The following is a 24,512-nucleotide window of genomic DNA, read 5'->3' as shown; positions in this document are numbered from 1 at the left end:
CCAGGTCGCGAAGCCTGTTGCGATCGACGGCGCCGACCGGTCGGTGACCGGTCGAAGAGTGGCGCGGGGAGTTCGGTCCTACGGTGCTGCCGTCCGGGTGACGTTAATCCGGATGGACGCACCAAAAGACCTGCTCAGAGTGGGTGCACTACGCGTGGCGACGAAAAGTCGCCCAGCGGCGCCGGTCACCGCCCGTCGACCGTTCACCGCGCCAGAACGACCACCTACATGATGATCACGATCTTGCCAGGGCCACGACCTGCGAAAACGTCGGTCGCCTCACGCAACGGCACCCGGCGGGCGATCGGCACCGACAGGTCCCCCGCCTGCACCATCGACGCGAGCCGCACGAGCGTTTCCCGCGACCCCTTCATGCCGAAGTTCTGCGCCTTGTCAGCGGAGACGTAGTTGGTGTTGAACGCCAACGGCGCGTAGCGCGCGTTCGCCTCGAACGACGAACGGTCGGTGCTCACGAGGTCGATCAACGCGTCGGCCTCGACGAGAGAGTCGCCACGACCGACGGGGATCACCCGCTTGCCGGCCGCACGGGCGATCTGCACGGCGAACGACCCGACGCCACCGTTCGGTCCGATGATCAGCACGGATTCCGCGGACCCCAGCGCCTCGACCAACTGCCACGCCGTCATACCCGCGGTCGGCAATGCGGCGGCAACGGCGGGATCGAGGTCTTCCGGCAACGGCGCCAACGTGTTCCCGGCCGGAACTGTGACGTACTCGGCGTATGTTCCGCGGCCGACGGGACGGTGGAAGAAGGTGCCGAAAATCCTCTCTCCGGAACCAACCACCTCACCGGCACCATCAGTTCCGGGAACCAACGGGAACACGGTCTCGGAGTCGCGAAGCATCCCGTCGACGACTTTGCGGTCGAACGGGTTCACGCTCGCCGCGAACAACCGGACCTTCAGTTCGTTCGGGCCCGCCTGCGGCTCGGGAAGCTCCACGAGTTCGAGCTGAGCACCGAAGTCCGCTGCCGCTATCGCCCACATGCCGACCCCCGAACGAGTGACAGACATCACCTGTTGGATCAAGGAATCCGATACTGCCGATCAACGAAAGAACCCCCCTCGCGATTCCCGCGAGAGGGGTTCCATCTGTCTTTCGATGGGCAAGGGGGGAGTTGAACCCCCACGTCCTTTCGGACACACGGACCTGAACCGTGCGCGTCTGCCATTCCGCCACTTGCCCCTGGAGACGTGGAGAACACTAGCACGCGTCCAAACCAGGTTCCTAATCGCCCCCTGTAGGGCTGGTCGCACCCGGATACGATCGGCACAGGAGCCCGTCCGAGCGGAAGGAGTTGACGTGGGCCTGCAACGTTTCGAGCGCAAGCTGGAAGGTCTGGTCGGCAACACCTTCGCGCGCGTGTTCGGAGGCAACGTGGTGCCCCAAGAGGTGGCACAGGCGCTGCAACGGGAGGGTGACAGCAACATCCGCGAGCTCGCGGGTGGCAGACTGCTAGCCCCCAACCACTTCAAAGTGTTGCTCGGACCCCAGGACCACGAGCGTCTTGCGGGCGATGAGCAGGATGAACTACGCATCACCCAGCTACTCGCAGAGGGCCTGCGGGAGCACCTGGCCGAGTCCGGATGGGATACCTATGGTGACGTCGTAGTCTCCCTGGAGCGCTCCGAGGCGCTGCACACCGGACAGTTCCGAACCAGCTCGTCCGTCGACCCCGACGTGAAAGCGGCCAGCCGACGGTCAGCACCACCTCGCACCGCAGGAGACCGATCCATGAGCCAGCCACCCGGCTACGGACAAGGACAGGGCCAGCCCGGCCAGGACCCTTATGGTCAGGGCGGCTACGGCCAGCAGCAGCAGGGCTACGACCAGCAGGGCTACGGCCAGCAACAGGGCTATGGCCAGCAGGGGTACGACCAGGGCTACGGCCAGCAAGGCGGCTACGACCAGGGCTACGGCCAGCAGGGCGGCGGCTACGGCGGCGGCCAGCAGGGCTACGACCAGGGCTACGGGCAGCAGCAGGGCTACGACCAGGGTTACGGCGGCGGCCAGCAGGGCGGCGGCTACGACCAGGGCTACGGGCAGCAGCAGGGGTACGGCCAGCAGGGCTACGACCAGGGTTACGGCCAGCAGCAGGGCGGCGGCTACGACCAGGGCTACGGCCAGCAGGGCGGGTATGACCAGGGTTACGGCCAGCAGCCGGGCTACGGCCAGCAGGGCGGCTACGACCAGGGCTACAACCAGGGCGGATACGCCCCTCCGGCCACCCAGGGCGCCAACCGCCAGCTCAACGCGACCCTGCACCTCGACGACGGTTCCAACCGCACGTACAACCTCAAGCAGGGTGGAAACGTCGTAGGACGTGGGCAGGAAGCCGACTTCCGCCTCCCGGACACCGGAGTCTCCAGGCGCCACCTGGAAATCTCCTGGGACGGGCAGAATGCGATGCTCGCTGATCTCGGTTCGACCAACGGGACCACGGTGAACGGCACGCCAGTGCAGACTTGGCAGCTCGCGGAGGGCGACGTCGTCCGCATCGGCCACTCGTCACTGGTCTTCCGCACCGCGGGCTAGAGGTCGACACGGGCGTCGGTAAGCAACTCAAGGCAGGAGCGGTTACAACCGGTGCCAGAGCTGGTGATGCAGCTGACCAGAGCGGGCTTTCTCGTGCTCCTCTGGCTCTTTGTGCTGGCCGCCCTACGTGTGGTCCGCTCTGATCTCTACGCAGCCTCAGGGCTCCGGGCGTCAGGTCTGCCCGGATTCCGGAGGTCCGAGAAGTCGGCGAGGGGAAGCAAGGCGCCTCGGCAACTCGTGGTCACCCACGGGGCGCTGACCGGCACCCGCATCTCGCTCGACGGCAGGCCGATCCTGATCGGCCGCGCTGACGACTCCACTCTCGTGCTGGACGACGACTTCGCGTCGACCAGGCACGCGAGGCTGTCCATGCGCGGCACCGACTGGTACGTGGAGGACCTCGGCTCCACGAACGGCACCTACCTAGACCGAGCCAAGGTGACCGCACCCCTGCGCGTACCTCTCGGCACCCCGATCCGCATTGGCAAAACGGTGATCGAGCTGCGCTCATGACCTTGGTTCTTCGATACGCGGCCCGCAGCGACCGGGGCCTGGTTCGCTCCAACAACCAGGACTCCGTGTACGCGGGCCCTCGCCTGCTCGCAGTCGCCGACGGCATGGGTGGCCACGCCGCCGGTGAAGTCGCGAGCAAGGTGGTCATCGCCTCGCTGGCCCACGTCGACGACGACGAGCCTGGCGACGACCTCCTCGGCAAGCTCCGCGACGCGGTCGCGGCCGGCAACGGCGCCATCTCCGAACTGGTCACGAGCGACCCGGACCTGGAGGGCATGGGCACGACGCTCACGGCCATCCTGTTCGCGGGCAACAGGCTCGGGCTGGTGCACATCGGCGACTCGCGCGCGTACCTCCTGCGGGAGGGCACGTTCGCGCAGATCACGCACGACGACACGTTCGTCCAGTCGTTGATCGACGAGGGCCGGATCACCCCGGACGAGGCGGCCACGCACCCGCAGCGCTCGTTGCTGCTGCGCGCGCTGACCGGCCACGACTTCGAGCCGAGCCTCACCGTGCGCGAGGCGCGCGCCGGTGACCGGTTCCTGCTGTGCTCGGACGGTCTGTCCGGGGTCGTCTCGCTGGAGACGCTGGACGAGGCGATCCGCATCCCCGACCCGCAGTCCTGCGCGGACCGGATGATCGAGCTCGCGCTCAAGGGCGGCGGCCCCGACAACGTCACGGTGATCGTGGCGGACGTCGAGGACGTCGACTTCGGCGACGACTACCCGATCGTCGGTGGCGCGGCCGGTGACGGCAGCGAGGACCACAACGCCCCGCCGGACTCCGCGGCCTCCCGGGCGAGCGCGCTCACGCAGCAGCGCCCGCCGATGCCGCAGCGCATGGAGGCACCGCCGCCTCCGCCGCAGGACCCGAAGCGCAAGAAGCGCAACGCCATCAAGGCGTTCGTGATCATCTTCGTGCTGCTCCTGCTCGCCGGTGTCGTGGCGGTCGGCGGCAAGCTGTGGCTCAACACCCAGTACTACGTCGGCGCCACCGAGGACGGCCAGGTCGCGATCTTCCGCGGTCTCAACGGCTCCGTGCTCGGTTTCAAGCTGTCGTCCAAGGTCGAGGACTCCTGCCCGCCCGGATCGACCGGCTGCAAGGAGATCACGCTGAAGGACCTGCAGGAGGGTGGTCGCAAGACCATCACCGCCGGCATCCGCAGCGACAACGGGATCGACGGCGCACGCGCCGCGGTCAGGTTGCTGCGCACCGAGCACCTGCTGCCGTTGTGCAAGGACACGTCGTCGACGTCGACCACCACGACGACGACCACGACGACGACGACCACGACCACCGGCTCGCCGACGGGCACCACCACGACGACGACCACGCCGCCGCCCGGGAACGGTTCGCCGAACACGGAGACCGTCGCCGGCGAGCCTTCGCTCACCCCCTCCCAGCAGAAGCCGGGTGTGGAATGCCGGGAGGGTCCGTAGTTGATGGGCTCGCCCGTCCCCACCGGGGAAGGTTCACCAGGCGCGTCGGTGGCGACGAGCACGTCACCGGGGCTGCGACCGCCGACGCGGCGGAGCACCGAACTGGTGATGCTCGCGTTCGCGGCCGGGATCGTGACGCTGGCGCTGATCCTGGTCGAACTCAACCAGGAGCGGTCGCTCAGCCTGACGATCCTCTGGCTCGGTCTCGCCTACCTCGGCCTCTTCGCCTGCGCGCACCTCGCCGTGCGCCGGTGGGCGCCCTACGCCGACCCGGTGATCCTGCCGTGCGTCGCGTTGCTCAACGGGCTCGGCCTGGTGACCATCCACCGGATCGACCTCGCCCTGGAGGGCGTCACGTACCCGGACGGCTCGACGTGGGAACCGGTCGCGTTCAAGCAGGTCATCTGGACCGCGATCGGGTTGTTGCTGTTCGCGGCCACGTTGAAGTTCCTGTCGGACCACCGCACGCTCGCCCGCTTCGGCTACACGTTCGGCCTCGCCGGCCTCGTCGCGCTGATGCTGCCCGGTGTGCTGCCCGGCTTCATCGCGCCCGAGATCAACGGCGCGAAGATCTGGCTGCGCATCGGTCCGCTGTCCATCCAGCCAGGTGAGTTCGCCAAGGTCCTGCTGATGGTCTTCTTCGCGGCGTTCCTGGTGTCGAAGCGGGACCTCTTCACCACGGCGGGCCGCCGGTTCCTCGGCATGGATCTGCCGCGCGCGCGTGACCTCGGACCGCTGTTCGCGGCGTGGGGCGTCACGGTCGCGGTCATGGTGCTGCAGAAGGACCTCGGCTCATCGCTGCTGTTCTTCGGCATCGTGCTCGTGCTGCTCTACATCGCCACCGAACGGGCGGCATGGGTCGTGCTCGGCATCGGCCTGTTCTCCGTCGGCGCGGTCATCGCGTGGAAACTCTTCAGTCACGTCCAACAGCGCGTGGCGAACTGGCAGGATCCGATCGCGCGGTACGACCTGCCCATCGGCGGCGGCTACCAGATCTCGCAGTCGCTGTTCGGTCTGGCGACCGGAGGCATCGGTGGCGCAGGACTCGGTGCCGGCCGCCCTGAGATGATCCCCGAGGCCAACTCGGACTTCATCACCGCCGTGATCGGCGAGGAGCTCGGGTTCGTCGGTCTCGCCGCGGTGATCCTGGTCTACATGATCCTCTCGCTCCGGGGCCTGCGCGGTGCCATCTCGGTGCGCGACAGCTTCGGCAAGCTCCTCGGCGGCGGTCTGGCGTTCGCGCTCTGCTTCCAGGTGTTCATCATCATCGGCGGTGTCACCAAGCTGATCCCGATGACGGGCATCACCGCGCCGTTCCTGTCCTACGGCGGTTCGTCGCTGCTCGCGAACTACGTCCTGGTCGCGTTGCTACTGCGAATTTCTGCCGCGGCGAGGGCCCCGCAGCGGGCTCCCAAGCCGAAACCGCAACAACCGGCTATCGCCGACCAGCACACTGTGATGGTGGAGCGTCCCAAATGAACACACCGCTCCGCCGCGTCGGCATGGCCATGATGGTCATGATCCTGCTGCTACTGGGCAACGCCACGTGGGTGCAGGTCATCAACGCCGACGAGTGGCGCCTCAGCCCGTACAACAAGCGGGTGCTCCTCGACGAGTACGCCCGCAAGCGCGGTCTGATCACCGTCGCCGACGGCACGGTCATCGCGGACGTCAAGGAGACGACCGACCGTCTGCGGTACCTGCGCACCTACAACAACGGCAAGGTGTACGCGCCGGTCACCGGGTACCTGTCGGTCACCTACGGCACCTCCGGCATGGAGCGCGCGGAGAACGACCTGCTCAACGGCTCGGACGACCGGCTGTTCGCCCGCCGCGTCTCCGCGTTGATCACCGGTCGTGACCCGGTCGGCGGCAACGTCCAGCTCACGCTCGACTCGAAGGTGCAGCAGGTCGCGTACGACCAGCTGACCGCGAAGGGCTTCACCGGTTCCGTCGTCGCGATCAAGCCCGCGACCGGCGAGATCCTCGCGATGGCGAGCACGCCGTCCTACGACCCGAACCTGCTCGCGAGCCACGACGCGGACGCGCAGGCGGCGGCCTGGAAGCAGTTGACCGCCAAGGACGCGAACGACCCGTTGATCAACCGCGCGACGCAGGCCCTCTACCCGGCCGGCTCGACGCTGAAGGTGATCGTGGCCGCGGCCGCGCTGGCGGACGGCAAGACCAAGGACACCCAGTACACCGCCAAGGGCACGATCAACCTGCCCGGCACCTCGAACGCGCCGTTCCCGAACTTCAACGGCCAGCCCTGCGGCCCCGGTGACACGGTGCCGATGGAGACCGCGCTCGCCAAGTCGTGCAACACGGCGTTCGGCGAGATGGCGGCCCAGGTCGGCGCGGCCAAGCTGCGCAGGCAGGCGGAGAAGTTCGGCTTCAACGACACCACGCTGAAGGTGCCGCTGCCCGTCGAGACCTCGACGCTCGGCCCGATCCCGGACGAGGCCGCGCTCTACCAGACCGGTATCGGCCAGCGCGACGTGCAGATCACGCCGCTGGAGAACGCGGTGGTGGCGGCGACGATCGCCAACGGCGGCAAGCGGATGCAGCCGTACCTGGTGTCGAAGATCCTCGGCCCGGACCTCAAGCCGATCGACGAGACCGACCCCGACAGCGTCGAGACCGCGATGAGCGCGGACAACGCGGCCACGCTGCGCGACATGATGATCCAGTCGGAGATCAACACCGGCGGCGAGGGCCGCAACAACAACATCCAGGTGGCCTCGAAGACCGGTACCGCCGAGCACGGCACCGACCCGTTGAAGACCAAGCCGCACGCCTGGTACATCGCGTTCGCGCCCGCGCAGAAGCCGGAGATCGCGATCGCGGTGATCGTGGAGGACGGTGGCGACCGCGGTCTGGGTGCCACTGGTGGCAAGGTCGCCGCCCCGATCGGGCGCGCCGTGATGAACGCGTACCTGGCGGGTCGCTGATGCTCACCAAGGGCCAGCTCCTCGCCGACCGCTACCGCCTCACCAGGCGGATCGCGGTCGGTGGCATGGGCGAGGTCTGGGAAGGCGCCGACGAGCGGCTCGACCGGCGGGTGGCCGTGAAGGTCCTCAAGGCCGAGCTCTCCGGCGATCCCGAGTTCCTGCACCGCTTCCGCACCGAGGCGCGGATGACGGCGTCGCTCAACCACCCCGGCATCGCGTCGGTGCACGACTACGGCGAGACCGCGTCCGTCACCGACGGTCCGGAGGACACGGCGTACCTCGTGATGGAGCTCGTCGAGGGCGAACCGCTCGCGACGATCATCTCGCGCGGCCGGCTGACCGCGGACGTGACGCTGGACCTGCTGGAGCAGACCGGGAACGCGTTGCAGGCCGCCCACGAACGCGGGCTCGTGCACCGGGACGTGAAGCCGGGCAACATCATGGTCACGCCGTCGGGCAAGGTGAAGATCACCGACTTCGGCATCGCGAAGGCCGTGGACGCGGCACCCGTGACACGATCCGGAATGGTCATGGGAACCGCGCACTACATCGCACCTGAGCAAGCTCTCGGTGGAGAGGCCGAACCGGCGAGCGACGTTTACTCGTTGGCAGTCTGTGGCTACGAATGTCTGGCCGGGCACCGGCCGTTCCTCTCCGACAACGCGGTGACCGTCGCGATGATGCACATCCGCGACATCGCGCCACCGTTGCCGCCGGACGTGCCGCCGGGTGCACGGGCGTTGATCGAGGCGACACTGGTGAAGGACCCGCGGCAGCGCTACCGGACCGGTGGCGAGTTCGCCGCAGCCGTGAGCGCGGTGCGGGTGGGCCAGCCGCTGCCGACACCGTCCGGGTTCACGATGCCGCAGATGGTGCCGCAGGGCGTGCCGCCGCAGGTGCTGCCACCCCAGCCGCCGCCTCCGCAGGTGTCGCAACCACTTCCGATTCCGCCGCAGGTGTCGCAACCACTTCCGATTCCGCCGCAGATGCCGCACCACCCGACCGGGCCGGCACGGCAGGGCACCCACCCTGGCATGCAACCGGCGCACCAGACCGGGACGTTCGCTCCCATGCCGACGCCACCGGGGAGAAACCGGACCGTCGTCTGGGTTATGGTCGCTCTCCTGGTGGCCGTGCTGCTGGCGCTCGGTGGGTTCCTGGTGTGGAAGTGGGTCCTGGGGCCGAACAGCGGCAACGGACAGGTCAGCCTGCAGACGACGATCTCGAGCTCGGCGAACCCGAAGCCGTCGGCGAACGGGCAGCAGGGCAAGCCCGACTCCGCCGACCGGATACCGGGCAACGCGTTGAAGCAGGTCGACGAGGACGACTACATCGGTCGTTCCGGCGAAGAAGCCAGGAAAGACTTGATCGACAACGGTCTGGAGCCCAGGGTGCAGAGCCCGCAGGGCACAGCACCGGGCGATCTGAAGAAATGCCGGGTCACCGCCATCTCGCCGACAGGCGGGCTGCCGGTCGGCTCGCAGGTGAAGGTGACGTGCGCGCCATGAGCCAGACCAGAACCACCGAGTTGGGAACACCGTCGACGAGGAGCGGGACGAAGCACCGATGAGCACTCCGCGACTGCTCTCAAACCGCTACGAACTGGGTGAGACCCTCGGGTACGGCGGTATGTCCGAGGTCCACAAGGGGCGGGACGTCCGCCTCGGCAGAGACGTGGCGATCAAGGTGCTGCGCGCAGACCTCGCCCGCGACGCCCAGTTCCAGGAGCGGTTCCGGCGCGAGGCCCAGAACTCCGCTGCCCTGAACCACCCGGCCATCGTCGCCGTCTACGACACCGGCGAGACGCAGACCGAGTACGGCCCGCTGCCGTACATCGTCATGGAGTTCGTCGACGGACGGACGCTGCGCGACATCGTGAAGACGCAGGGCCCGCTGTCCGGCAAGCGCGCGATGGAGGTCATGGCCGACGTCTCGGCCGCACTCGACTTCAGTCACCGGCACGGCATCGTCCACCGCGACGTCAAGCCGGCGAACGTCATGATCACCAAGTCCGGTGCCGTCAAGGTGATGGACTTCGGCATCGCCCGCGCCGTGCACGACGGGCAGGCCGCGGTCACCCAGACCGCCGCCGTCATCGGCACGGCCCAGTACCTGTCGCCGGAGCAGGCGCGCGGCGAGTCCGTCGACGCCCGTTCCGACGTCTACGCCGCGGGCTGCGTGCTGTTCGAGCTGCTGACCGGCGAGCCGCCGTTCACCGGTGACTCCCCGGTCGCGGTCGCGTACCAGCACGTGCGGGAGGACCCGAAGTCGCCGTCGTCGCTGAACCCGAAGGTGTCGCCGCAGCTGGACGCGATCGTGCTGAAGGCGATGGCGAAGGGCCCGGCGAACCGGTACCAGTCGGCCGCGGAGATGCGCGCCGACCTGGTGCGGGTGCTGTCGGGTCAGCGCCCGTCCGCGCCGGCCGTGATGACGGCCGAGGACCGCACCGCCGTGATGAACGAGCAGGCGTCCCGCACGCCGCGCACCCAGGTGATGTCCGGTGGTGGAGGCAGGCACCGCCCGGCGGCGCTGAAGTCGGAGCCCGAGGACGAGTACGACCCGATCGCCGACGAGGAAGAGGAGCGGCGCGCTCGGCGCAAGAAAGCCATCATGATCACGTTGGTGGTCATCCTGTGCGTGGCCGTGCTCGGCCTCGCCGCGTGGATCACCAACAACATCATGAACACCAGCAGCCAGGGCTCCGAGAAGGTGCCGGTTCCGTCGATCGTCGGCAGGAGCCCCCTGGAGGCCCGAGAGCTGCTGACCAAGGCCGGCCTGGTGCCGCAGCAGCAGGACGTGGCCTGCGAACCGGGCCCGAACGGCGCGACGGCCCCGTGCACGTCGGACCAGATCAACAAGGTGATCAGGACCGATCCGCCGGACGGCTCCCAGGTGCAGAAGGGCTCGCAGGTCACGATCTTCGTCGGTCAGCCAGCCGGTGAGGCCACCGTGCCCGACCTGAAGGGCAAGACTCCGCAAGAGGCCCAGGCGATCGTCGACAAGGACCCCAGCGGCTTCAAGCTCGCGCAGAGCGCCGACGCGATCGAGGTGGACGACTCCAAGCTGCAGGGCAAGGTCGCGACGCAGAACCCCGAGTCCGGCCTGAAGCTGAAGAAGGGTGGCACGATCACCATCCAGCTCGGCAAGGCACCGGACAAGCAGAACGTGCCGGACGTCGTGGGCCAGGACGTGGACGACGCCAAGCAGACGCTCCAGGGTTCGGGCTTCAAGGTCGACGTCCAGCAGGTCGACAGCAACAAGACGGCCGGTGTGGTCATCTCGCAGACCCCGACCGGCAACAGCAAGGTGACCAAGGACACGATCGTCACGCTGAAGGTCTCGAAGGGCAACCAGATCGAGATGCCCGACCTGACCGGCATGACGCAGAAGGACGCGGAGCAGAAGCTGAAGTCGCTCGGCTGGAACGGCGTCTTCAACGTGGACAAGAAGACGGTGACCGACCCTCAGCAGAGGGACATGGTGCTGTCGCAGCAGCCGACCAAGGGCACCATGATCACCAAGGGCACCTCGGTGGCGGTGACCGTCGGCCAGTTCGGCATCGGCGGCGGCTGAGGTCCTGTGCTTTCGAGGGCGGCTTCCCTTCGGGGAGGCCGCCCTTTTCGCTTACCGGCGGGCGGCCGCGGCGAGCGTGCGCATGCCGTTCTCGAGCTGCGCGACCGTCGCCTCCGGCACCTCGTAGCCGCAGACCTTGAGCCAGTTGGCGAGCATCCGGTGGCCGCCGTCGGTCAGCACCGACTCGGGGTGGAACTGCACGCCCTCGACCGGAAGTTCCTTGTGGCGCATGGCCATCACGATGCCGGTCTCGGTCTTGCCGGTGACCTCGAACTCCGCGGGGATCGTCTCCGGCAGCACCGTCAACGAGTGGTAGCGCGTCGCGATGAACGGCTTGGGCACACCGTTCAGCACACCCTTGCCCTCGTGGAAGACGATGCTCGTCTTGCCGTGCAACAACTCGGGCGCGCGGTCGACCGTTCCGCCCCACACCACGCCGATGGCCTGATGGCCGAGGCACACGCCGAAGACCGGCTTGCCGGTGTCGGCACAGGTCTTGATGACGTCGATGCTCGACCCCGCCCGTTCCGGTGTACCGGGACCGGGGCTCACGAGCACGCCGTCGACGCCCTTGATCTCGTCGAGGTCCACCTCGTCGTTGCGCCGCACGACGCACTCGGCCCCGAGCTGGGCGAGGTACTGGACGAGGTTGTAGACGAAGCTGTCGTAGTTGTCGACCACGAGCACGCGCATGGACAGAGCCTAGTCGGTCGAGTCGAGTGAGTTAGCTCTCGTCTTCGTTGAGGTTAGGCTTCCCTAAAATAGGTGTCATGAGTCGTCCCTTGCGCGTCGCGGTCATCGGCGCCGGTCCGGCCGGTGTGTACGCCGCCGACATCCTGACCAAGTCCGACGTCGACGTGCAGATCGACCTCTTCGAGAAGCTGCCGGCGCCCTACGGCCTGATCCGCTACGGCGTCGCCCCCGACCACCCCCGCATCAAGGGCATCGTCGGCGCCCTGCAGAAGGTGCTGGACAAGCCGTCGGTCCGGTTCTTCGGCAACGTCGAGTACGGCGTCGATGTCAAGCTCGACGACCTGCGCCAGTTCTACGACGCGGTCATCTTCTCGACCGGCGCCTCCACCGACCGGCCGTTGGACATCCCGGGCATCGACCTGCCGGGCAGCTACGGCGCCGCGGACTTCGTGTCCTGGTACGACGGCCACCCGGACGTGCCGCGCACGTGGCCGCTGACCGCCACCTCGGTCGCGGTCCTGGGCGTGGGCAACGTCGCGCTGGACGTCGCCCGAATCCTGGCCAAGACCGCCGACGAGCTGCTGGTGACCGAAATCCCCTCGAACGTCCACGAGGGGCTGGCCGCCTCCCCGGTCACCGACGTGCACGTGTTCGGCCGCCGCGGACCGGCCCAGGCGAAGTTCACGCCACTGGAGCTGCGCGAACTCGACCACTCGCCGAACGTCGAGGTGATCGTCCACGCCGAGGGCATCGAGTTCGACGAGGCGTCGATGGCCGAGATCCGCTCGAACAAGCAGGTCGAGATGATCGTGAAAACCCTCCAGGAGTGGGCGATCCGCGACGTCGGCACCCGCCCGCGCCGCCTGCACCTGCACTTCCTGGAAGCACCGGTCGAGGTCCTCGGCACCGATCACGTCGTGGGCCTGCGCACGGAAACCCAGGAGCTGACCGGCGACGGCAACGTCCGCGGCACCGGCGTCTTCACCGACTGGGACGTCCAGGCCGTGTACCGGGCGGTCGGTTACCTCTCGACCCACCTGCCCGACATCCCGTTCGACCACGTCTCGGGCACCGTCCCCCACCTCGCGGGCCGCGTCCTGGACCTGGACGAGATCCCGATGCCCGGCGTCTACGTGACCGGCTGGATCAAGCGCGGCCCGGTCGGCCTCATCGGCCACACCAAGGGCGACGCGCTGGAGACCATCACCAGCCTGCTGGAGGACGCCGCCGCACTCCCCCGCGCCGTGTCGCCTTCACCGGACGCGGTGGTCCAGTTCCTCGAACAGCGCGCCGTGCCGTTCGTGACGAACGAGGGCTGGCGCCGACTCGACGCGCACGAGATCGCGTTAGGCACCGCAGCCGGTCGCGAGCGCGTGAAGGTCGTGTCGCGCGAGGAGATGACCGCGATCTCCAACGGCTGACGCCGTTTCCCCATGAAGCCGCCACCGCGCGTGGGAGCGGTGGCGGCTTCACATATCCGTTGGCTCGCGTGCGGACACTTGGTCCGTGGATCCCTCGCTTCGCGCCCGCCTGCGCCGCCTGAACGCGGAGTTCGCCGCCCTCGACATCGAGCCGGGCAAGGCGGTGTGGCTCGCGTGCGACCTCCTGGTCGACGGCGTGGACACACCCGCACTCTGCGAACTCGCCGGAGAGTCGCCGACCCGGCTGGACGAGCGGGAGGCCGCAAGCCTCGTGAAGCTGGTGCTCGTGGAGCTCGGCATCACGCCGATGACCATTGGCCGGCGGAGGCGACGAGGTCTTCACGGCGATCGCGAACTACGACGCCGACCCCGGCCCGTTCCGCTCGTTTGCACGGGAGTACGTGCGGTTGGCCGACGAAGAGCTGGGTTCCTCGCTAGAGGGCTGACTGCCGCGGACCGAGCCGGCCGGGAGGCAGGACAAGCCACCGCACGTCACCTGTCCGGGTGGCCCGGGACCGCGCACTCAGCTCATTCGGTGGTGACGTGGTTGAACGGCAGCTTCGGTTCCACCCACGGGAAGACGACGAACATCAGCAGCGTCACGATGCCGACGACCAGCACGACGGCCTCGATGATCCGCAGATACAGCGGGCCCGGCAGGTGCCGCCAGATCCAGCTGTACATCAGCTCTCCTTCATCTCCGGCGGCACGAAGCCGTCGGCCACCGGGTAGCTCTTGGTCTCGATGGCGTGCACGATCAGGCGCTGCCGGTCGGAGAAACGCGGGTGGCAGGTCGTCAGGGTGAGCAGGCGGGCCATCTTGTCCGCCGGGACGTTCGCGTTCACCGCGTGCGGAATCGGCGCGATGACCTCGCCCTGGGTCGGCACGACGATCTCCTGGCCGACGGTCTTGGCGTAGGCGTCGCCGAGGGTGGTGGACAGCGGGGCGACGCCCGCGCAGGCGGGGTCCTTCGACTTCGGGTTCGAGGCCCAGCCGGCCACCTCGTTGCTCATCGGGAGCACTCGGTAGACGAACCACTGGGTCTGCGTCTGCACGACGACGGCGTTGCAGGACTGGAGCAGGTCGAGGTCGTTGAACGGGGCACCCTTGCCGACGCGGTGGCCGGCGATGGCGAAGTTGCCGGCCTGGCCAGGCTGGGCGGTGTCCACGTAGTGGCCGGGGCCGATCTCCAGGTGCTTGTCGGTGGTGCCCTCGACGACCGAGAACTTCCAGTCATTGCCGAAGATCGGGATGTACATCTTCGCGAAGGCCTTGCCCTCGATCAGGTTCAGCTTGTTCTGCCGGTTCGGGTCGGCCGGCGGTGGCGTCACCGTGTTCGAGCCCCACTCGGAGTCGAGGGCGGCGGTGGCCTCCTGCTGCTTCTCCGCGGAGAGCAGGTCCGTCACGTAGACCTCGTAGACGACGAACAGCAGCACGACCAGGCCCATCGTGATGAGGGCCTCGCCGACGCCGCGCACGGCCTTGCGCGCGAAGCTCTCCGGCAGCGGAGCGGGCTTGGCCTCTTCCTCGTCGTAGTAGTCGTCATCGTCGTAGTACTCGTCGTCGTAGTCGTCCTCGACGCGCGGGATCACCTCGGTGGGCGGGTCGACCGGGCGGGGACGAGGCGGACGAGGGGGCATGCCACGAGGCGGCACGCCCTGCGGCGGCATTCCGCGCGGAGGGGTTCCCGGAGGCGGGCCGGGCGGCATTCCGCGCGGTGGAGTGCCGGGCGGCAGGCCGCCGGGAGGCGGTCCCTGGGGGCGCGGCGGAGCTCCGGGAGGTGGCAGGCTGCCGGAGAAAGCGCTGGTGAACTGGGTCGCGTCTGGCGGAGGCACCGGGCGCGGTGAAGGTGTGGCCCGCACGTGCTGCAGGTCATCACGACGGGGTGCAGGACGCCGTGGAGGCGGCTGCTGCGGTCCCGAGTTCACCTGAGAACCTCCGCGCGGACTGTGAACTGAAAACAACTGCATCTTCCAGGTGGTTCGCTGACCACCTTCGCTACGTTAACGTGTTCCCCGAGTAGTGCACGTAAACTTGCGTCACTCAGGGATATCCACGTCAGGCGAGGACAGCATGCCCAAGTCCAAGGTCCGGAAGAAGGCGGTCTACACCGCACCCACTGACCGCCGCACGCCGGTCAAGGTCAAGGCAGCGGGACCGTCTCACCCGGTCTACGTCGTCATCATGCTCGGCTTCATGGTGCTGGGCCTCGCGTGGCTGGTCGTCAACTACATCGCGGCCGAGAAGATCCCGTTCATGCTCGAGCTGGGCGCGTGGAACTTCGCCATCGGCTTCGCGCTGATGATCATCGGTCTGCTGATGACGATGCGCTGGCGCTAGCCACTCGCGCGGTTCAACTGCTCACTGTTCGTCGAGGTCGGCCCGGACGTCACACGTCCGGGCCGACCTTTGTTCTCACCAGGTTCACCTGGTTCATCTCAGCGTCACCGAAGCACACGGCTGTAAGTCATCCCCATTGGGGACAAGTCCTGTGGACAACTTTGCGAGAAAATGCACAAGCGACGGTTTCCCCTCACGTCGAGCCGTTCAGTTGTCCACGTTGAATGCGGGACACTCGACGGTGTGACTCGCACCTGGTCGACTCCCACCCCGCTCGTCGCGGTCGCGTGGGTGCTCGCGCTCCTGCTCGCCGTCGCCACGATCCTCGCCGACGACAACGCCGGCCGGCTCCTCGTCGGACTGGCAACGCTGCTGGTCAGCTACCTCGCGGCGTTCGCGACGATCGCCCGGCCGCGGCTGTCCGCGGACGCGAACGGGCTCGCCGTGCGGGGGTTCGCGAACACCACGCACCTGGCGTGGCACGAGGTGAAGGTCAAGCTGCAGACCACCCGCCGGCTCGGCAGGGAACAACGGACATTGGAACTCGACGCCGACGACCGTCTCGTGGTGCTCACGAAACTGGACCTCGGCGCGGATCCCGAAGAAGTCGCCGGAGTTCTGCACGCACTGCGCCCGTAATCAGTTCGGGCGGCACGTCCGGGAGATCTCGGCGATGACCTCGGCCGCGGTGTCGAGTTCGGTCGCGCGCAGCCAGAACATGCCGCAGAGCAGTACGACGGCGGCCACCACGGCGGCGACCTGGTAGAGGTTGCGGTTCTGCGCGGGTGCCTTGACCATCGCGAGCGTCAGCAGGCCGCCGATCACGAACCCGCCGAGGTGCCCGAGCAGGGACGCGTTGGTGAACAGGTTCGACACCAGGTTGATGCCGACGACCACGACGACCGTGGAGATGTCACGCCGCTGCCGCTTCCACAGGATGAGCAGCGCGCCCATCAGGCCGAACACCGCACCGGACGCACCGGCGAGCTCCTGGCAGACCGTGCCGAAGTAGAACGCCGCCGCGCTGCCGCCGAGCAGCGACAGGAAGTACACGGCGGCGAACCGGAGCCTGCCCAGCTCCAGTTCGACGTGCTGGCCCACGACGTAGAGCACGGCCATGTTGAGCGCGAGGTGGGTCAGGCCGAAGTGCATGAAGCCCGAGGTGAGAATCCGCCACCACTCGCCCTGCGCGGTGAGCTCCGGAACCATCGAGGTCGCCGAGAACAGGCCTGCCCGGTCGTTGTTCATCGGGCTGCCGGACTGGACGACCGTCGCCACGTACGCCAGCGCGTTGAGCGCGATCAGCACCAGCGTGACGATCGGGCGGCCGTTCGACACCTCGGCGCCCACGAGCGTGCGGGCGGTGCGAACCGAGCGCTTGCCCTCGTTCACGCAGTCGACGCACTGCAGGCCGACTGCGGCCTCGCGCAGGCAGTCCGGGCACGCCGGACGGTCGCACCTGGTGCAGCGCAGCCGGGTGGGCCGATCGGAATGACGTGCGCAGACCGGGGTTTCCGGCTGTGCTCCGATCGGCCCGTCCGGTGGCACGAGCTTGTCACTCACGCGCGTTCGATCGTGATCCGCTCGATCTTGATGTCGTTGACCGGACGGTCGCCCGCGCCGGTCGTGGTGTTGCCGATCGCGTCGACGACGTCGCGCGACTCCTGGTCGGCGACCTCACCGAAGATCGTGTGCTTGAAGTTCAGCCACGTCGTCGGCGCCACGGTGATGAAGAACTGCGAACCGTTGGTGTTCGGCCCGGCGTTCGCCATCGCGAGGATGTAGGGCTTGTTGAACTGCAGGTCAGAGGTGAACTCGTCCTGGAAGCGGTAGCCGGGGCCGCCGCGGCCGGTGCCGGTCGGGTCGCCGGTCTGGAGCATGAAGCCGGCGATGACGCGGTGGAACAGGGTGCCGTCGTAGAACGGGCCCGATTTCGTGCCGCTCGCGTTCGCCTCGGAGTAGTCCTTGGTGCCCTCGGCGAGCCCGACGAAGTTCGCCACCGTCTTGGGGGCGTGGTCGGGGAACAGGTTGAGACGGATGTCGCCCTGCGTGGTGTGCAGGGTCGCCGTCACCTTGGTCCCGACGAAGGATTCGTTGCTGTCAGCCACCACCCCATCGTGCCATCCACGGGCGGTGATGTTCAGAAAGGGGCACGATGGGTACCTCTATGACATAACCGGACGACAACGTGTGGAGCACAGGATGGACGAGGTGGACGTCATGACCCGCGCCGGCGAGTCCGTTGGCAAGGCTGTCGGCACCGGTCTGAAGGCCGCGCGTCAGGGTGTCGTTCGCGCTGGTCACGCCGCTGAGGTGAAGCTCGCGGAGCGTGGCATCACGGCTGACCAGGTACGCGGCGCGCTCGTCGAGCGGGCCGACACGCTCATGAGCAAGGCCGAGGACTGGGAGAAGCAGACCCGCCGCTCCCGCAAGCGCCTCGCCAAGCAGAGCGCGAAGAAGCGCGCTGAGCTCATGAGCAAGGCCGAAGAAGTGCGCAAGGAAGTGAAGAAAGCGGCCAAGCACGCGCGCAAGGACGCCAAGTCGCGCGCCAAGGAGATCCGCAAGGCCGCGGCGAACCTCGGTGCCGACGCACCGAAGCGCCGCCGCTGGCCGTGGGTGATGGGTCTGCTGATCGCGGCCGCCGTGGCCGGCTACATCGCGTTGACGCGCCGGCCGGAGGAGATCCACCTGCAGGACGACGAGGAGCAGGCCCCGATGCCGGAGCCGGTCCTCAACGGGCAGGTGCCGACCCAGAAGGAACCGGTCAAGTAGGTCGCAGGAACAGCGGAACGGGTGGTCTTCCAGACGGAAGACCACCCGTTCGTGTGTTCGGCTGGCTAGTCGATCAGACCGCCATCGGCAGCATGCCGGTCACCGAACCGAGGTTGTTGAACTGGCTGAACGACGGCACGTCGGTGGCGCCCATCAGGCCGTCGGCGAACGACAGGTCCATCGGCAGCGCGCGGGTCAGCGACATGTCCTCGTCCTCGCTGCCGGACAGGTCCTTCACGTCCGTGACGGCCTGGCCCAGCAGCTCGACCGGCAGGTTGTAGATCATCAGGTCGCCCGAGACCGGCACGTCCATGATGCGGCCCGACAGCTTGTCGCCGGCGGGAGCCGTGGTGTGCACGTGCTCGGCGGAGGCGGCGGTGAACGTCTCCGCGACAGCGGTGGCGTTGCCCGCGGCGGCGACCGCGACACCCACGACCTTCACCACGGCCGGCACCTCGGCGCCGATGCTGTTGCCGGCGACCGAGCCCTTCTTCGAGCTCGTGGTGTCGTCGCCGCCCGCCATCGCGACGGTGTGGTCGTGCGCCCACGCCTCGGACTGACCGCCCAGCGTGGCCGCGAGGGACACGACCTGCACGACCGGAGCCGCGTAGGCGCGCACGACGTTGCCCGAGACCGAACCGGCGTCGCCGTGGGTCTCGCTGGCGCCACCGGCGCCGGAGAACGTGTCGACCGACGACTTCGCGCCGTCGATGCCCGGCACGGACGCGGCCACGCCGAAGACCTCGGCGACACCCGCCCACGCGACCGGGATGATGTTGCCGGAGAGCGAGCCGTCGCGACCGTCGGTGATGTGGTCGCCGCCGGCGACGTGGTTCACGACGCCCTCGTGCTCGGCGAACGCGTTGCCGCCGACGGTGCCCGCGATGCCCGCCGGGTTCACCAGCGGCTGGGTGACGGCGCCTTCGACGATGTTGCCCGACAGCGAGCCGCCGTTGCCGTTGGTGACGGTGTCCCCGCCGGCCACGAAGTTGGCGAGCTGGTCGCCCTCGGCCTGGGCGAAGCCGACGCCCGACAACGCGTTGTCGGCCATCAGGAACGACGCGACGACCGGCGCGTTGACGACGTTGCTGGCGGCGGTGCTGCCCTCGGGGGCGCCGTCCGGCGTGCCCGCGACGGTGTCGCCACCGACCGCGACGTACTTGACCGAGTCCGGCGCCTTGGCCGTGGCCATGCCGCCCAGGGTGTAGGCCTGGCCGACGGCGTTCGCGGCGGCGATGACCGGGACCTGGGCGATGTTGCCGCCCAGCACCGACTCGGTGCCCTTGGTCTCAAGCGGTCCACCGGCGGTGACGTGCTGCTCACTGGTGGCGTTCGAGTTCGCCTGGCCGGCCGCCGAGATGGCGTCGGAGAACAGTTCGGCGAGCAGCGCGACCGGAACGGACGCGATGTTGCCGCCGAGGGTGCTGTTCTCGCCGGTGGTCTGGACGGGACCACCCGAGATCATCGTGTTGGTCTCGTCGTACTGGGCCGTCGCGTTGCCCGCGCCCGCCACCGCGGTGCTGGACAGACCGTGCGGCAGCGAGACGGGCACCTGCGCGACCTGGCCGGATCCGGCGCTCTCGGCACCACCGGTCTTGATCGGGCCGGGGCTCGCGGTCGACAGCTTCGTCTTCGACCCGCTCGCGTCCGAGTTGCCGGCGACCGTGACGGCGTCACCGCACAGCTCGCAGGGCAGGGCCAGCGTCGGCTGCGCGACCAGGCCGGACAGCACACCGCGACGCCCCTCGGTGAGGACGTACTCGCCACCGGAGCGCGAGGGCAGCGGCGTGCCGACCTCAGCGATGCCGGTGTCGTGCGAGTGCGACGTCGCGTTGCCACCGGCGCTGTAGGCACCGGTGTTCAGGCCGACCGGGTGGCCGTGCGAGAAGTCCACGATGGACCCACCGGCCGCGCTCTCGGTGCCGTCGGACTTGAGGCCACCGTCGATGCGCGCGATGTCGTTGCTGCAGCCGTGGGTCTGGGCGGTGCCGAGACCCGCGATGGCGTTGTTGTTGAAGCCGACCGGCAGGGCCTGGCGGATCGCGGCGATGATGCCGTTCGCCGTGCCGCGCTGACCGCTGGTCTCCCAGTCACCGCCGCCGTGGACGCCCATGAGCGCGCTGTTCTGCGTCTTGGCGGTGGCGCCGACACCGATCGCGTTGCCGGTGATCTGGGTGGGCACGTACCCGGTGATGCCGGCGATGATGCCGGTCAGGGTGCCGTTGTCGCCGTTGGTCGTCACGGCGTTCGGGCGGTGGTACCAGTACTCGGACTCGTTCGTCGTCTCGACGTCGCCGAGGACGCCGATCGCGTTGCCCGAGATGTCGATCGGCACCATGCCGTCGACGGGGATGGTGGTTCCGCTCAGCGGGTGGCCGGCCGGCAGCACCTTCAGCGGCGGCACCAGCTTGCCCAGCGGACCGGTCTTGATCTGCTCGTTGTGGATCGGCGGCGGCGCGATCTCGCCGAGCGGCGTGCCGATCTTGTTGTTGGCCGCGTGGATCGGGACGTCCACGCCGGGCCCGCTGAGCAGGCCGGCCGGTGCCGAGCCGTCCACGGGGACGTGCGGCTGCGGCGGGCAGGTCGCGTCGCAGCCGCCGGCGTTCGCGACGCCGGTGCCGAGAGCGATCATTCCTCCGGTAACCAGTGCGGTTTGGATACCGCGCTTGGCCCAGATGCGCATTGCTACTCCTGTTCGGGGATGTCTCAGTACGAGAGGTCGCAACTGCGCGGTTCGACGGCGCTGGCACAACGCTGACCGAGGGGGCGGCGAAGCCTCAGCGGGCTTCCGCGAACCGCGCGCTCGGATCAGTCAGGGGTGCGGCCGGGCTGCTTCCCGACCCGCACCGACATGACGCGGACGACGGACGTCCAGGTGCGGCACGCCAGCTGACCTGCTTCGGTCGTGCGCGTGGCGTGGCACGTGCCGTTGAGCTCACCCCGGCGAGGGACGACAGGCGAAGAGTCGTCCCCCTGCCCGTTGGTGGCGTTCGACAACGGCAGCGTCGAAGCCGCCTCCGACACGATGACGTCGGTGGCGGCCGGTGAGGGAGAAACCGGTTCGGTGCTGAACCGGAGGGCCGGCGTGCTCGACGCCGGTGGTCCCGCGTGGGCCTCGTCGAGGCTCAGGACGGGAAGAACGGGCGCGACGACGTCGCCCTGCCGGAGTCCGGCGGACGACGTGAGCGGCAGGTCGGTGGCGACCTCGTGGAGCAGCGCGAAGCCGGTGTCCAGCGAGATCGGCACGACCGGTGCCGGTACCAGAGCGCGCCCGGCGTCGAGCACGTGACTCGGCAGCTCGTCGGGCGTCGTCGCGTCGGTGACCGAGCTGATCACAGTGGTGGTCGTCGTCGTGGTGACGGTCACGCCGTCACCGACCACGTCCGCCCACGCGGGCGCGGACGTGATGATCGCCGCGGCGATCGCTCCTCCGACGACCAGCAGCACACGGCGAAGCAGCCGCGGCAGGCGGCTGTCCTTCCCCGTTTGCCGGTCTTCGGCGCGCACGCAAACCTCACTGCAGATCAGTTGACGATCTACAGCATGTAGCCCGAATGGCCTATTCGGCGCGACGGACACCAGTTGATCACCACAACGGGTGATCAACTTCCTCAGAGCTTGAGGTTGGTGATCGCGGTCTCCGCGATGCGCCGAGCCTTGATCGACTGCTTCTGGTTGCTCGTCACGACCACCGCGGCATCGCCTTTCGAGACGGCGTAGACGACACCGGTGTCGTTGCTGACGTACCCTCCGGTCCACCCCGCGGGTGAGCTCGCGGGCTGCGAACCGTCCGGCGCCGCCTCGTTCACGATGGTCTTGGCGACGCGCTCGTCACCCACGTAGACCCGCACGGTCAACTGGATCTCAGTCGCGTTGGCGTAGAAGAAGCACGCAGGGTGAGGCTCATCCGTTGACAGTTTCACTTTGGGTACACGCTGCCCGTTCGCTTCGGCCACGAACGTCGTCGCGAGGTACGGGCAGGTGCCGTCCTTCGCGGGCTGGGGCGCGGGCGGCACTGTCGGAGCCGCGCTGGTCGTGGTGGTGACCTGCCTGGTCGGAGTAGCGGGAACCGGCGTGGTCTGCACGACCTCGGTGCCGCACGCGGCGAGGACACCGAGCAGGGGCAGCAACAGTGCTCGTTTCATAGGGGCAACAGTCAACCAGATCCTTCGAACGCTCCAGGCGGCACATTCTTAGGTTGGTCACCACCTCCCCTGCCTCTGGAAGGACCACCACGATGCAGTTCCTGGAACAACGACGTGATCAGGCCCTTGCCCTGTTCCGTATCGTGATCGGCCTCTTCTTCCTGATCCACGGGGTCCAGAAGATCTCGGCGGGCACTCCCCTGCTGTCCTGGCCGGCCGGCCCGATGAGCCTCATCGAACTGATCGGCGGCGGTCTCATCCTGGTCGGCCTGTGGACCCGCTGGGCCGCGTTCATCAGCTCCGGCGCCATGGCCTACGCCTACTTCGTCGTGCACCAGCCCCGAGCACTCCTGCCGATCGCGAACGGCGGCGAGCTCGCTGCGGTCTACTCGTGGGCGTTCCTGCTGCTGGTGTTCACGGGTGCCGGCGCGTGGAGCATCGACGCACTTCGCGACAAGTCGTCGAAGCGGTCGCTCGCGAACGTCTGAACGCACTGAAGCCCTGTTCGCCACAACGCGAACAGGGCTTCCCCAAGGGCGAAGCCTCCAGGGGGCCTGGGGCGCAGCCCCAGCTGGGGGTCTGGGGGCTCGGCCCCCAGAAAACACTTCGGAACGTAAAAGGCTCGCGCTCTCCGCGAGCACGAGCCATCCATACGTGGAGACGAGGGGAATCGAACCCCTAACCCCCGCCTTGCAAAGGCGGTGCTCTGCCAATTGAGCTACGTCCCCGGAGATCCGGGGCGGCAAGCCGCCCGCGAGATCAGTCGGTGGGAGCGGTGGCCTCGCGCCACAGGTCCGCGTCGGCCTTGGCCGAACGGCTGCGCTTCACGAAGAACAGGACCGCACCGGCAACCACGACGAGTGCGATGATCTTCTTAGCCACTCTGAACCCCTCCAAAGACTGTTATGCCCCGACCTACCGGACCAGCCTACAGGCTTTTCAGGTCTTCAGCCGGGGCTCCGGAACTCACATCCGGACAGAAACGATGATGATTCGAGAGAAGTACGAATCGAGTGGGCCTAGGAGGACTTGAACCTCCGACCTCTTCATTATCAGTGAAGCGCTCTAACCGCCTGAGCTATAGGCCCTCGATCAACTGTCACCCTCATCGGGGCGACGAGGAGAACCTTACAGGATCGTCCTCGCCGCTCCCAAATCGGGGGTCACTCACGCTCGGAGAGCGTCAACTCCAAGCCACCGGCCAGATCCGCGGACACGTTGTAGACGAACGCACCCACCGTGGCGAGGGCGGTGAAGAGCACGATGTTCACCGCGCCGATGATCGCCGAGACGCCGAACACGCGGCCCGCGCTGATCAACGGTTCGCCCGGCTCGTTGGCCTGGAGCAGGTCGTTCGCGGTGCTGTTGATCTTGTCCCAGACGCCCATGCCGTGCAGCACGCCGTAGAGCACGCCGACCGCCACGAGCCAGACGAAGAACAACGCGACGCCGAGGACCAGGGCGAGCTTGAGCACCGACCACGGGTCGACGCGCTTCACCTGCAGCGAGGCGCGGCGCGGGCCGCGGCCGGGGCGGCGGGCCGACGGGGTGGCCGCGGCCGGACGAGCCGCGGAGTTGCCGAGGTTCACCGACGTGCGGCTGCTGCCCAGACCCACCGGCACGGCCGAGCCCGTGACCACCGGCTTCTGCACCTTGACGGTGTCCGGGTCGGTCTGCGGGAACGCCGGCTCAGGGGTCGGGACGGGCGGGGCGGCCGGGGCCACGTACGCCTCGGTCGAGTCCTGCTGGGCGGCGTCCGTGTCGTTCGTCACGCGCTGCCAGGGCGGCGGCGCGGAGACGACGACCGGTTCCTCGGCGGCGACCGGCGCGGCCGGCTCAGCGGCGGGAGCCGGAGCGGGCGTGTCGATCGCGACCGTCTTCTCCTCGGCGGGAGCGGCGGGCGTGGCGGGAGGCTCAGGAGCAGCCGCGTCGGCCGCCTTCTCCGCCGACACGGGCTTGGTCGTGTCCCCACCCGAGGAACCGGAGGCCGCAGGCGTGGCCTCGGCCGCCTTCTCCCCAGACTTCTTCGAAGTCGGCTTGGTGATCACCGCGGTCTTGTCCGCGTCCCGACCTTCGCGGTTATCGGGTGGAGTCACGAGCTGTCCT

At 68.4% G+C, this 24,512-nt stretch carries 23 protein-coding genes, 3 tRNA genes and 1 pseudogene; 13 read left to right on the top strand and 14 right to left on the bottom strand.

Going from position 1 to position 24,512, the window contains the following annotated elements; translation table 11 throughout:
• Positions 1 to 224: 224 nt before the first annotated feature.
• Both ACWEIJ_RS09385 and ACWEIJ_RS09380 read right to left on the bottom strand, forming a co-directional pair.
• Entirely contained in the window at positions 225 to 1,034 is an 810-nt protein-coding gene (locus ACWEIJ_RS09385) for an NADP-dependent oxidoreductase (protein WP_449836672.1), read from the bottom strand.
• Positions 1,035 to 1,123: 89 nt separating this feature from the next.
• Positions 1,124 to 1,206 (bottom strand) — tRNA-Leu (locus ACWEIJ_RS09380).
• A 117-nt stretch (positions 1,207 to 1,323) separates the two neighbouring features.
• On the opposite strand from ACWEIJ_RS09380, the gene ACWEIJ_RS09375 reads away from it, so the two are divergent.
• The 7 genes from ACWEIJ_RS09375 to pknB are packed head-to-tail and all read left to right on the top strand — an operon-like array spanning position 1,324 to position 11,035.
• Complete coding sequence (locus tag ACWEIJ_RS09375; RefSeq protein WP_449836671.1) at positions 1,324 to 2,556, top strand: DUF3662 and FHA domain-containing protein; 1,233 nt, start codon at positions 1,324 to 1,326, stop codon at positions 2,554 to 2,556.
• Positions 2,557 to 2,607: 51 nt separating this feature from the next.
• A complete protein-coding gene (locus tag ACWEIJ_RS09370) occupies positions 2,608 to 3,069 on the top strand; it encodes an FHA domain-containing protein FhaB/FipA (RefSeq protein ID WP_030465595.1) in 462 nt (153 codons plus the stop codon).
• Entirely contained in the window at positions 3,066 to 4,511 is a 1,446-nt protein-coding gene (locus ACWEIJ_RS09365) for a PP2C family protein-serine/threonine phosphatase (RefSeq protein ID WP_449836670.1), read from the top strand. Before ACWEIJ_RS09370 ends, ACWEIJ_RS09365 begins: the two co-directional genes overlap by 4 nt.
• A 3-nt stretch (positions 4,512 to 4,514) precedes the next feature.
• A complete protein-coding gene (locus tag ACWEIJ_RS09360; protein WP_449836669.1) occupies positions 4,515 to 5,990 on the top strand; it encodes an FtsW/RodA/SpoVE family cell cycle protein in 1,476 nt (491 codons plus the stop codon).
• Positions 5,987 to 7,462, top strand: a complete 1,476-nt coding sequence (locus tag ACWEIJ_RS09355; protein WP_449836668.1) for a peptidoglycan D,D-transpeptidase FtsI family protein — start codon at positions 5,987 to 5,989, stop codon at positions 7,460 to 7,462. The genes ACWEIJ_RS09360 and ACWEIJ_RS09355 overlap by 4 nt, the downstream gene beginning before the upstream one ends.
• A complete protein-coding gene (locus tag ACWEIJ_RS09350; protein ID WP_449836667.1) occupies positions 7,462 to 8,970 on the top strand; it encodes a serine/threonine-protein kinase in 1,509 nt (502 codons plus the stop codon). The genes ACWEIJ_RS09355 and ACWEIJ_RS09350 overlap by 1 nt, the downstream gene beginning before the upstream one ends.
• Before the next feature lie 58 nt (positions 8,971 to 9,028).
• On the top strand, positions 9,029 to 11,035 hold the full coding sequence (gene pknB / locus ACWEIJ_RS09345) for a Stk1 family PASTA domain-containing Ser/Thr kinase (RefSeq protein WP_449836666.1): 2,007 nt from the start codon (positions 9,029 to 9,031) through the stop codon (positions 11,033 to 11,035).
• 51 nt (positions 11,036 to 11,086) lie between these two features.
• Here the strand turns inward: pknB and ACWEIJ_RS09340 are convergent, their stop codons facing one another.
• Positions 11,087 to 11,728, bottom strand: coding sequence for an aminodeoxychorismate/anthranilate synthase component II (locus tag ACWEIJ_RS09340; protein WP_449836665.1), 642 nt, complete (start codon positions 11,726 to 11,728; stop codon positions 11,087 to 11,089).
• Positions 11,729 to 11,832: 104 nt separating this feature from the next.
• On the opposite strand from ACWEIJ_RS09340, the gene ACWEIJ_RS09335 reads away from it, so the two are divergent.
• Positions 11,833 to 13,149 (top strand): FAD-dependent oxidoreductase, encoded by a 1,317-nt coding sequence (locus ACWEIJ_RS09335; protein ID WP_449836866.1) that lies wholly within the window; start codon positions 11,833 to 11,835, stop codon positions 13,147 to 13,149.
• A gap of 314 nt (positions 13,150 to 13,463) precedes the next feature.
• The gene (locus ACWEIJ_RS09330; protein ID WP_449836664.1) at positions 13,464 to 13,595 is read left to right on the top strand and encodes a hypothetical protein; all 132 of its coding nucleotides are present in this window, start codon (positions 13,464 to 13,466) and stop codon (positions 13,593 to 13,595) included.
• Positions 13,596 to 13,677: 82 nt separating this feature from the next.
• Here the strand turns inward: ACWEIJ_RS09330 and ACWEIJ_RS09325 are convergent, their stop codons facing one another.
• Together ACWEIJ_RS09325 and ACWEIJ_RS09320 are read right to left on the bottom strand one after the other, a co-directional pair.
• A complete protein-coding gene (locus ACWEIJ_RS09325; protein WP_449836663.1) occupies positions 13,678 to 13,833 on the bottom strand; it encodes a hypothetical protein in 156 nt (51 codons plus the stop codon).
• Entirely contained in the window at positions 13,833 to 14,789 is a 957-nt protein-coding gene (locus ACWEIJ_RS09320; RefSeq protein ID WP_449836662.1) for a class E sortase, read from the bottom strand. The genes ACWEIJ_RS09325 and ACWEIJ_RS09320 overlap by 1 nt, the downstream gene beginning before the upstream one ends.
• 433 nt (positions 14,790 to 15,222) lie before the next feature.
• Between ACWEIJ_RS09320 and crgA the strand changes: the two genes are divergently transcribed.
• Both crgA and ACWEIJ_RS09310 read left to right on the top strand, forming a co-directional pair.
• Positions 15,223 to 15,489 (top strand): cell division protein CrgA, encoded by a 267-nt coding sequence (crgA, locus tag ACWEIJ_RS09315; protein ID WP_355447887.1) that lies wholly within the window; start codon positions 15,223 to 15,225, stop codon positions 15,487 to 15,489.
• Between the two features lie 243 nt (positions 15,490 to 15,732).
• Positions 15,733 to 16,128, top strand: coding sequence for a PH domain-containing protein (locus ACWEIJ_RS09310; protein WP_449836661.1), 396 nt, complete (start codon positions 15,733 to 15,735; stop codon positions 16,126 to 16,128).
• Here the strand turns inward: ACWEIJ_RS09310 and ACWEIJ_RS09305 are convergent, their stop codons facing one another.
• Both ACWEIJ_RS09305 and ACWEIJ_RS09300 read right to left on the bottom strand, forming a co-directional pair.
• Positions 16,129 to 17,052 carry a rhomboid family intramembrane serine protease gene (locus ACWEIJ_RS09305; protein WP_449836660.1) on the bottom strand — a complete coding sequence of 308 codons (924 nt, stop codon included), beginning with the start codon at positions 17,050 to 17,052 and terminating at the stop codon, positions 16,129 to 16,131.
• A complete protein-coding gene (locus ACWEIJ_RS09300) occupies positions 17,049 to 17,597 on the bottom strand; it encodes a peptidylprolyl isomerase (RefSeq protein WP_449836659.1) in 549 nt (182 codons plus the stop codon). The genes ACWEIJ_RS09305 and ACWEIJ_RS09300 overlap by 4 nt, the downstream gene beginning before the upstream one ends.
• Positions 17,598 to 17,691: 94 nt before the next feature.
• Between ACWEIJ_RS09300 and ACWEIJ_RS09295 the strand changes: the two genes are divergently transcribed.
• Positions 17,692 to 18,261, top strand: coding sequence for a hypothetical protein (locus ACWEIJ_RS09295; protein WP_449836658.1), 570 nt, complete (start codon positions 17,692 to 17,694; stop codon positions 18,259 to 18,261).
• Positions 18,262 to 18,334: 73 nt separating this feature from the next.
• Here the strand turns inward: ACWEIJ_RS09295 and ACWEIJ_RS09290 are convergent, their stop codons facing one another.
• The 3 genes from ACWEIJ_RS09290 to ACWEIJ_RS09280 form a co-directional block, all read right to left on the bottom strand.
• Positions 18,335 to 20,944 carry a hypothetical protein gene (locus tag ACWEIJ_RS09290; RefSeq protein WP_449836657.1) on the bottom strand — a complete coding sequence of 870 codons (2,610 nt, stop codon included), beginning with the start codon at positions 20,942 to 20,944 and terminating at the stop codon, positions 18,335 to 18,337.
• A 125-nt stretch (positions 20,945 to 21,069) separates the two neighbouring features.
• Positions 21,070 to 21,768, bottom strand: coding sequence for a hypothetical protein (locus ACWEIJ_RS09285; protein WP_449836656.1), 699 nt, complete (start codon positions 21,766 to 21,768; stop codon positions 21,070 to 21,072).
• A 104-nt stretch (positions 21,769 to 21,872) separates the two neighbouring features.
• Positions 21,873 to 22,406: a DUF2020 domain-containing protein gene (locus ACWEIJ_RS09280; RefSeq protein ID WP_449836655.1), complete on the bottom strand. Its 534-nt coding sequence runs from the start codon at positions 22,404 to 22,406 to the stop codon at positions 21,873 to 21,875.
• Positions 22,407 to 22,498: 92 nt separating this feature from the next.
• On the opposite strand from ACWEIJ_RS09280, the gene ACWEIJ_RS09275 reads away from it, so the two are divergent.
• On the top strand, positions 22,499 to 22,894 hold the full coding sequence (locus ACWEIJ_RS09275) for a DoxX family protein (protein WP_449836654.1): 396 nt from the start codon (positions 22,499 to 22,501) through the stop codon (positions 22,892 to 22,894).
• A 167-nt stretch (positions 22,895 to 23,061) separates the two neighbouring features.
• Here the strand turns inward: ACWEIJ_RS09275 and ACWEIJ_RS09270 are convergent.
• The 4 genes and pseudogenes from ACWEIJ_RS09270 to ACWEIJ_RS09255 all read right to left on the bottom strand — a co-directional run bounded on the left by ACWEIJ_RS09270 (position 23,062) and on the right by ACWEIJ_RS09255 (position 24,502).
• Positions 23,062 to 23,134: transfer RNA gene (locus tag ACWEIJ_RS09270), tRNA-Ala, on the bottom strand.
• 34 nt (positions 23,135 to 23,168) lie between these two features.
• A pseudogene (locus ACWEIJ_RS09265) lies at positions 23,169 to 23,288 on the bottom strand (DLW-39 family protein); the annotation flags it as partial.
• A gap of 132 nt (positions 23,289 to 23,420) precedes the next feature.
• Positions 23,421 to 23,494 (bottom strand) — tRNA-Ile (locus ACWEIJ_RS09260).
• Positions 23,495 to 23,569: 75 nt separating this feature from the next.
• The gene (locus ACWEIJ_RS09255; RefSeq protein ID WP_449836653.1) at positions 23,570 to 24,502 is read right to left on the bottom strand and encodes a DUF3566 domain-containing protein; all 933 of its coding nucleotides are present in this window, start codon (positions 24,500 to 24,502) and stop codon (positions 23,570 to 23,572) included.
• Positions 24,503 to 24,512 lie beyond the last annotated feature (10 nt).

It is taken from the genome of Lentzea sp. NPDC004789 (assembly GCF_053601075.1).
Note: the sequence above shows the minus strand (reverse complement) of the source record. Positions and strands in the feature narration are given on the sequence as shown.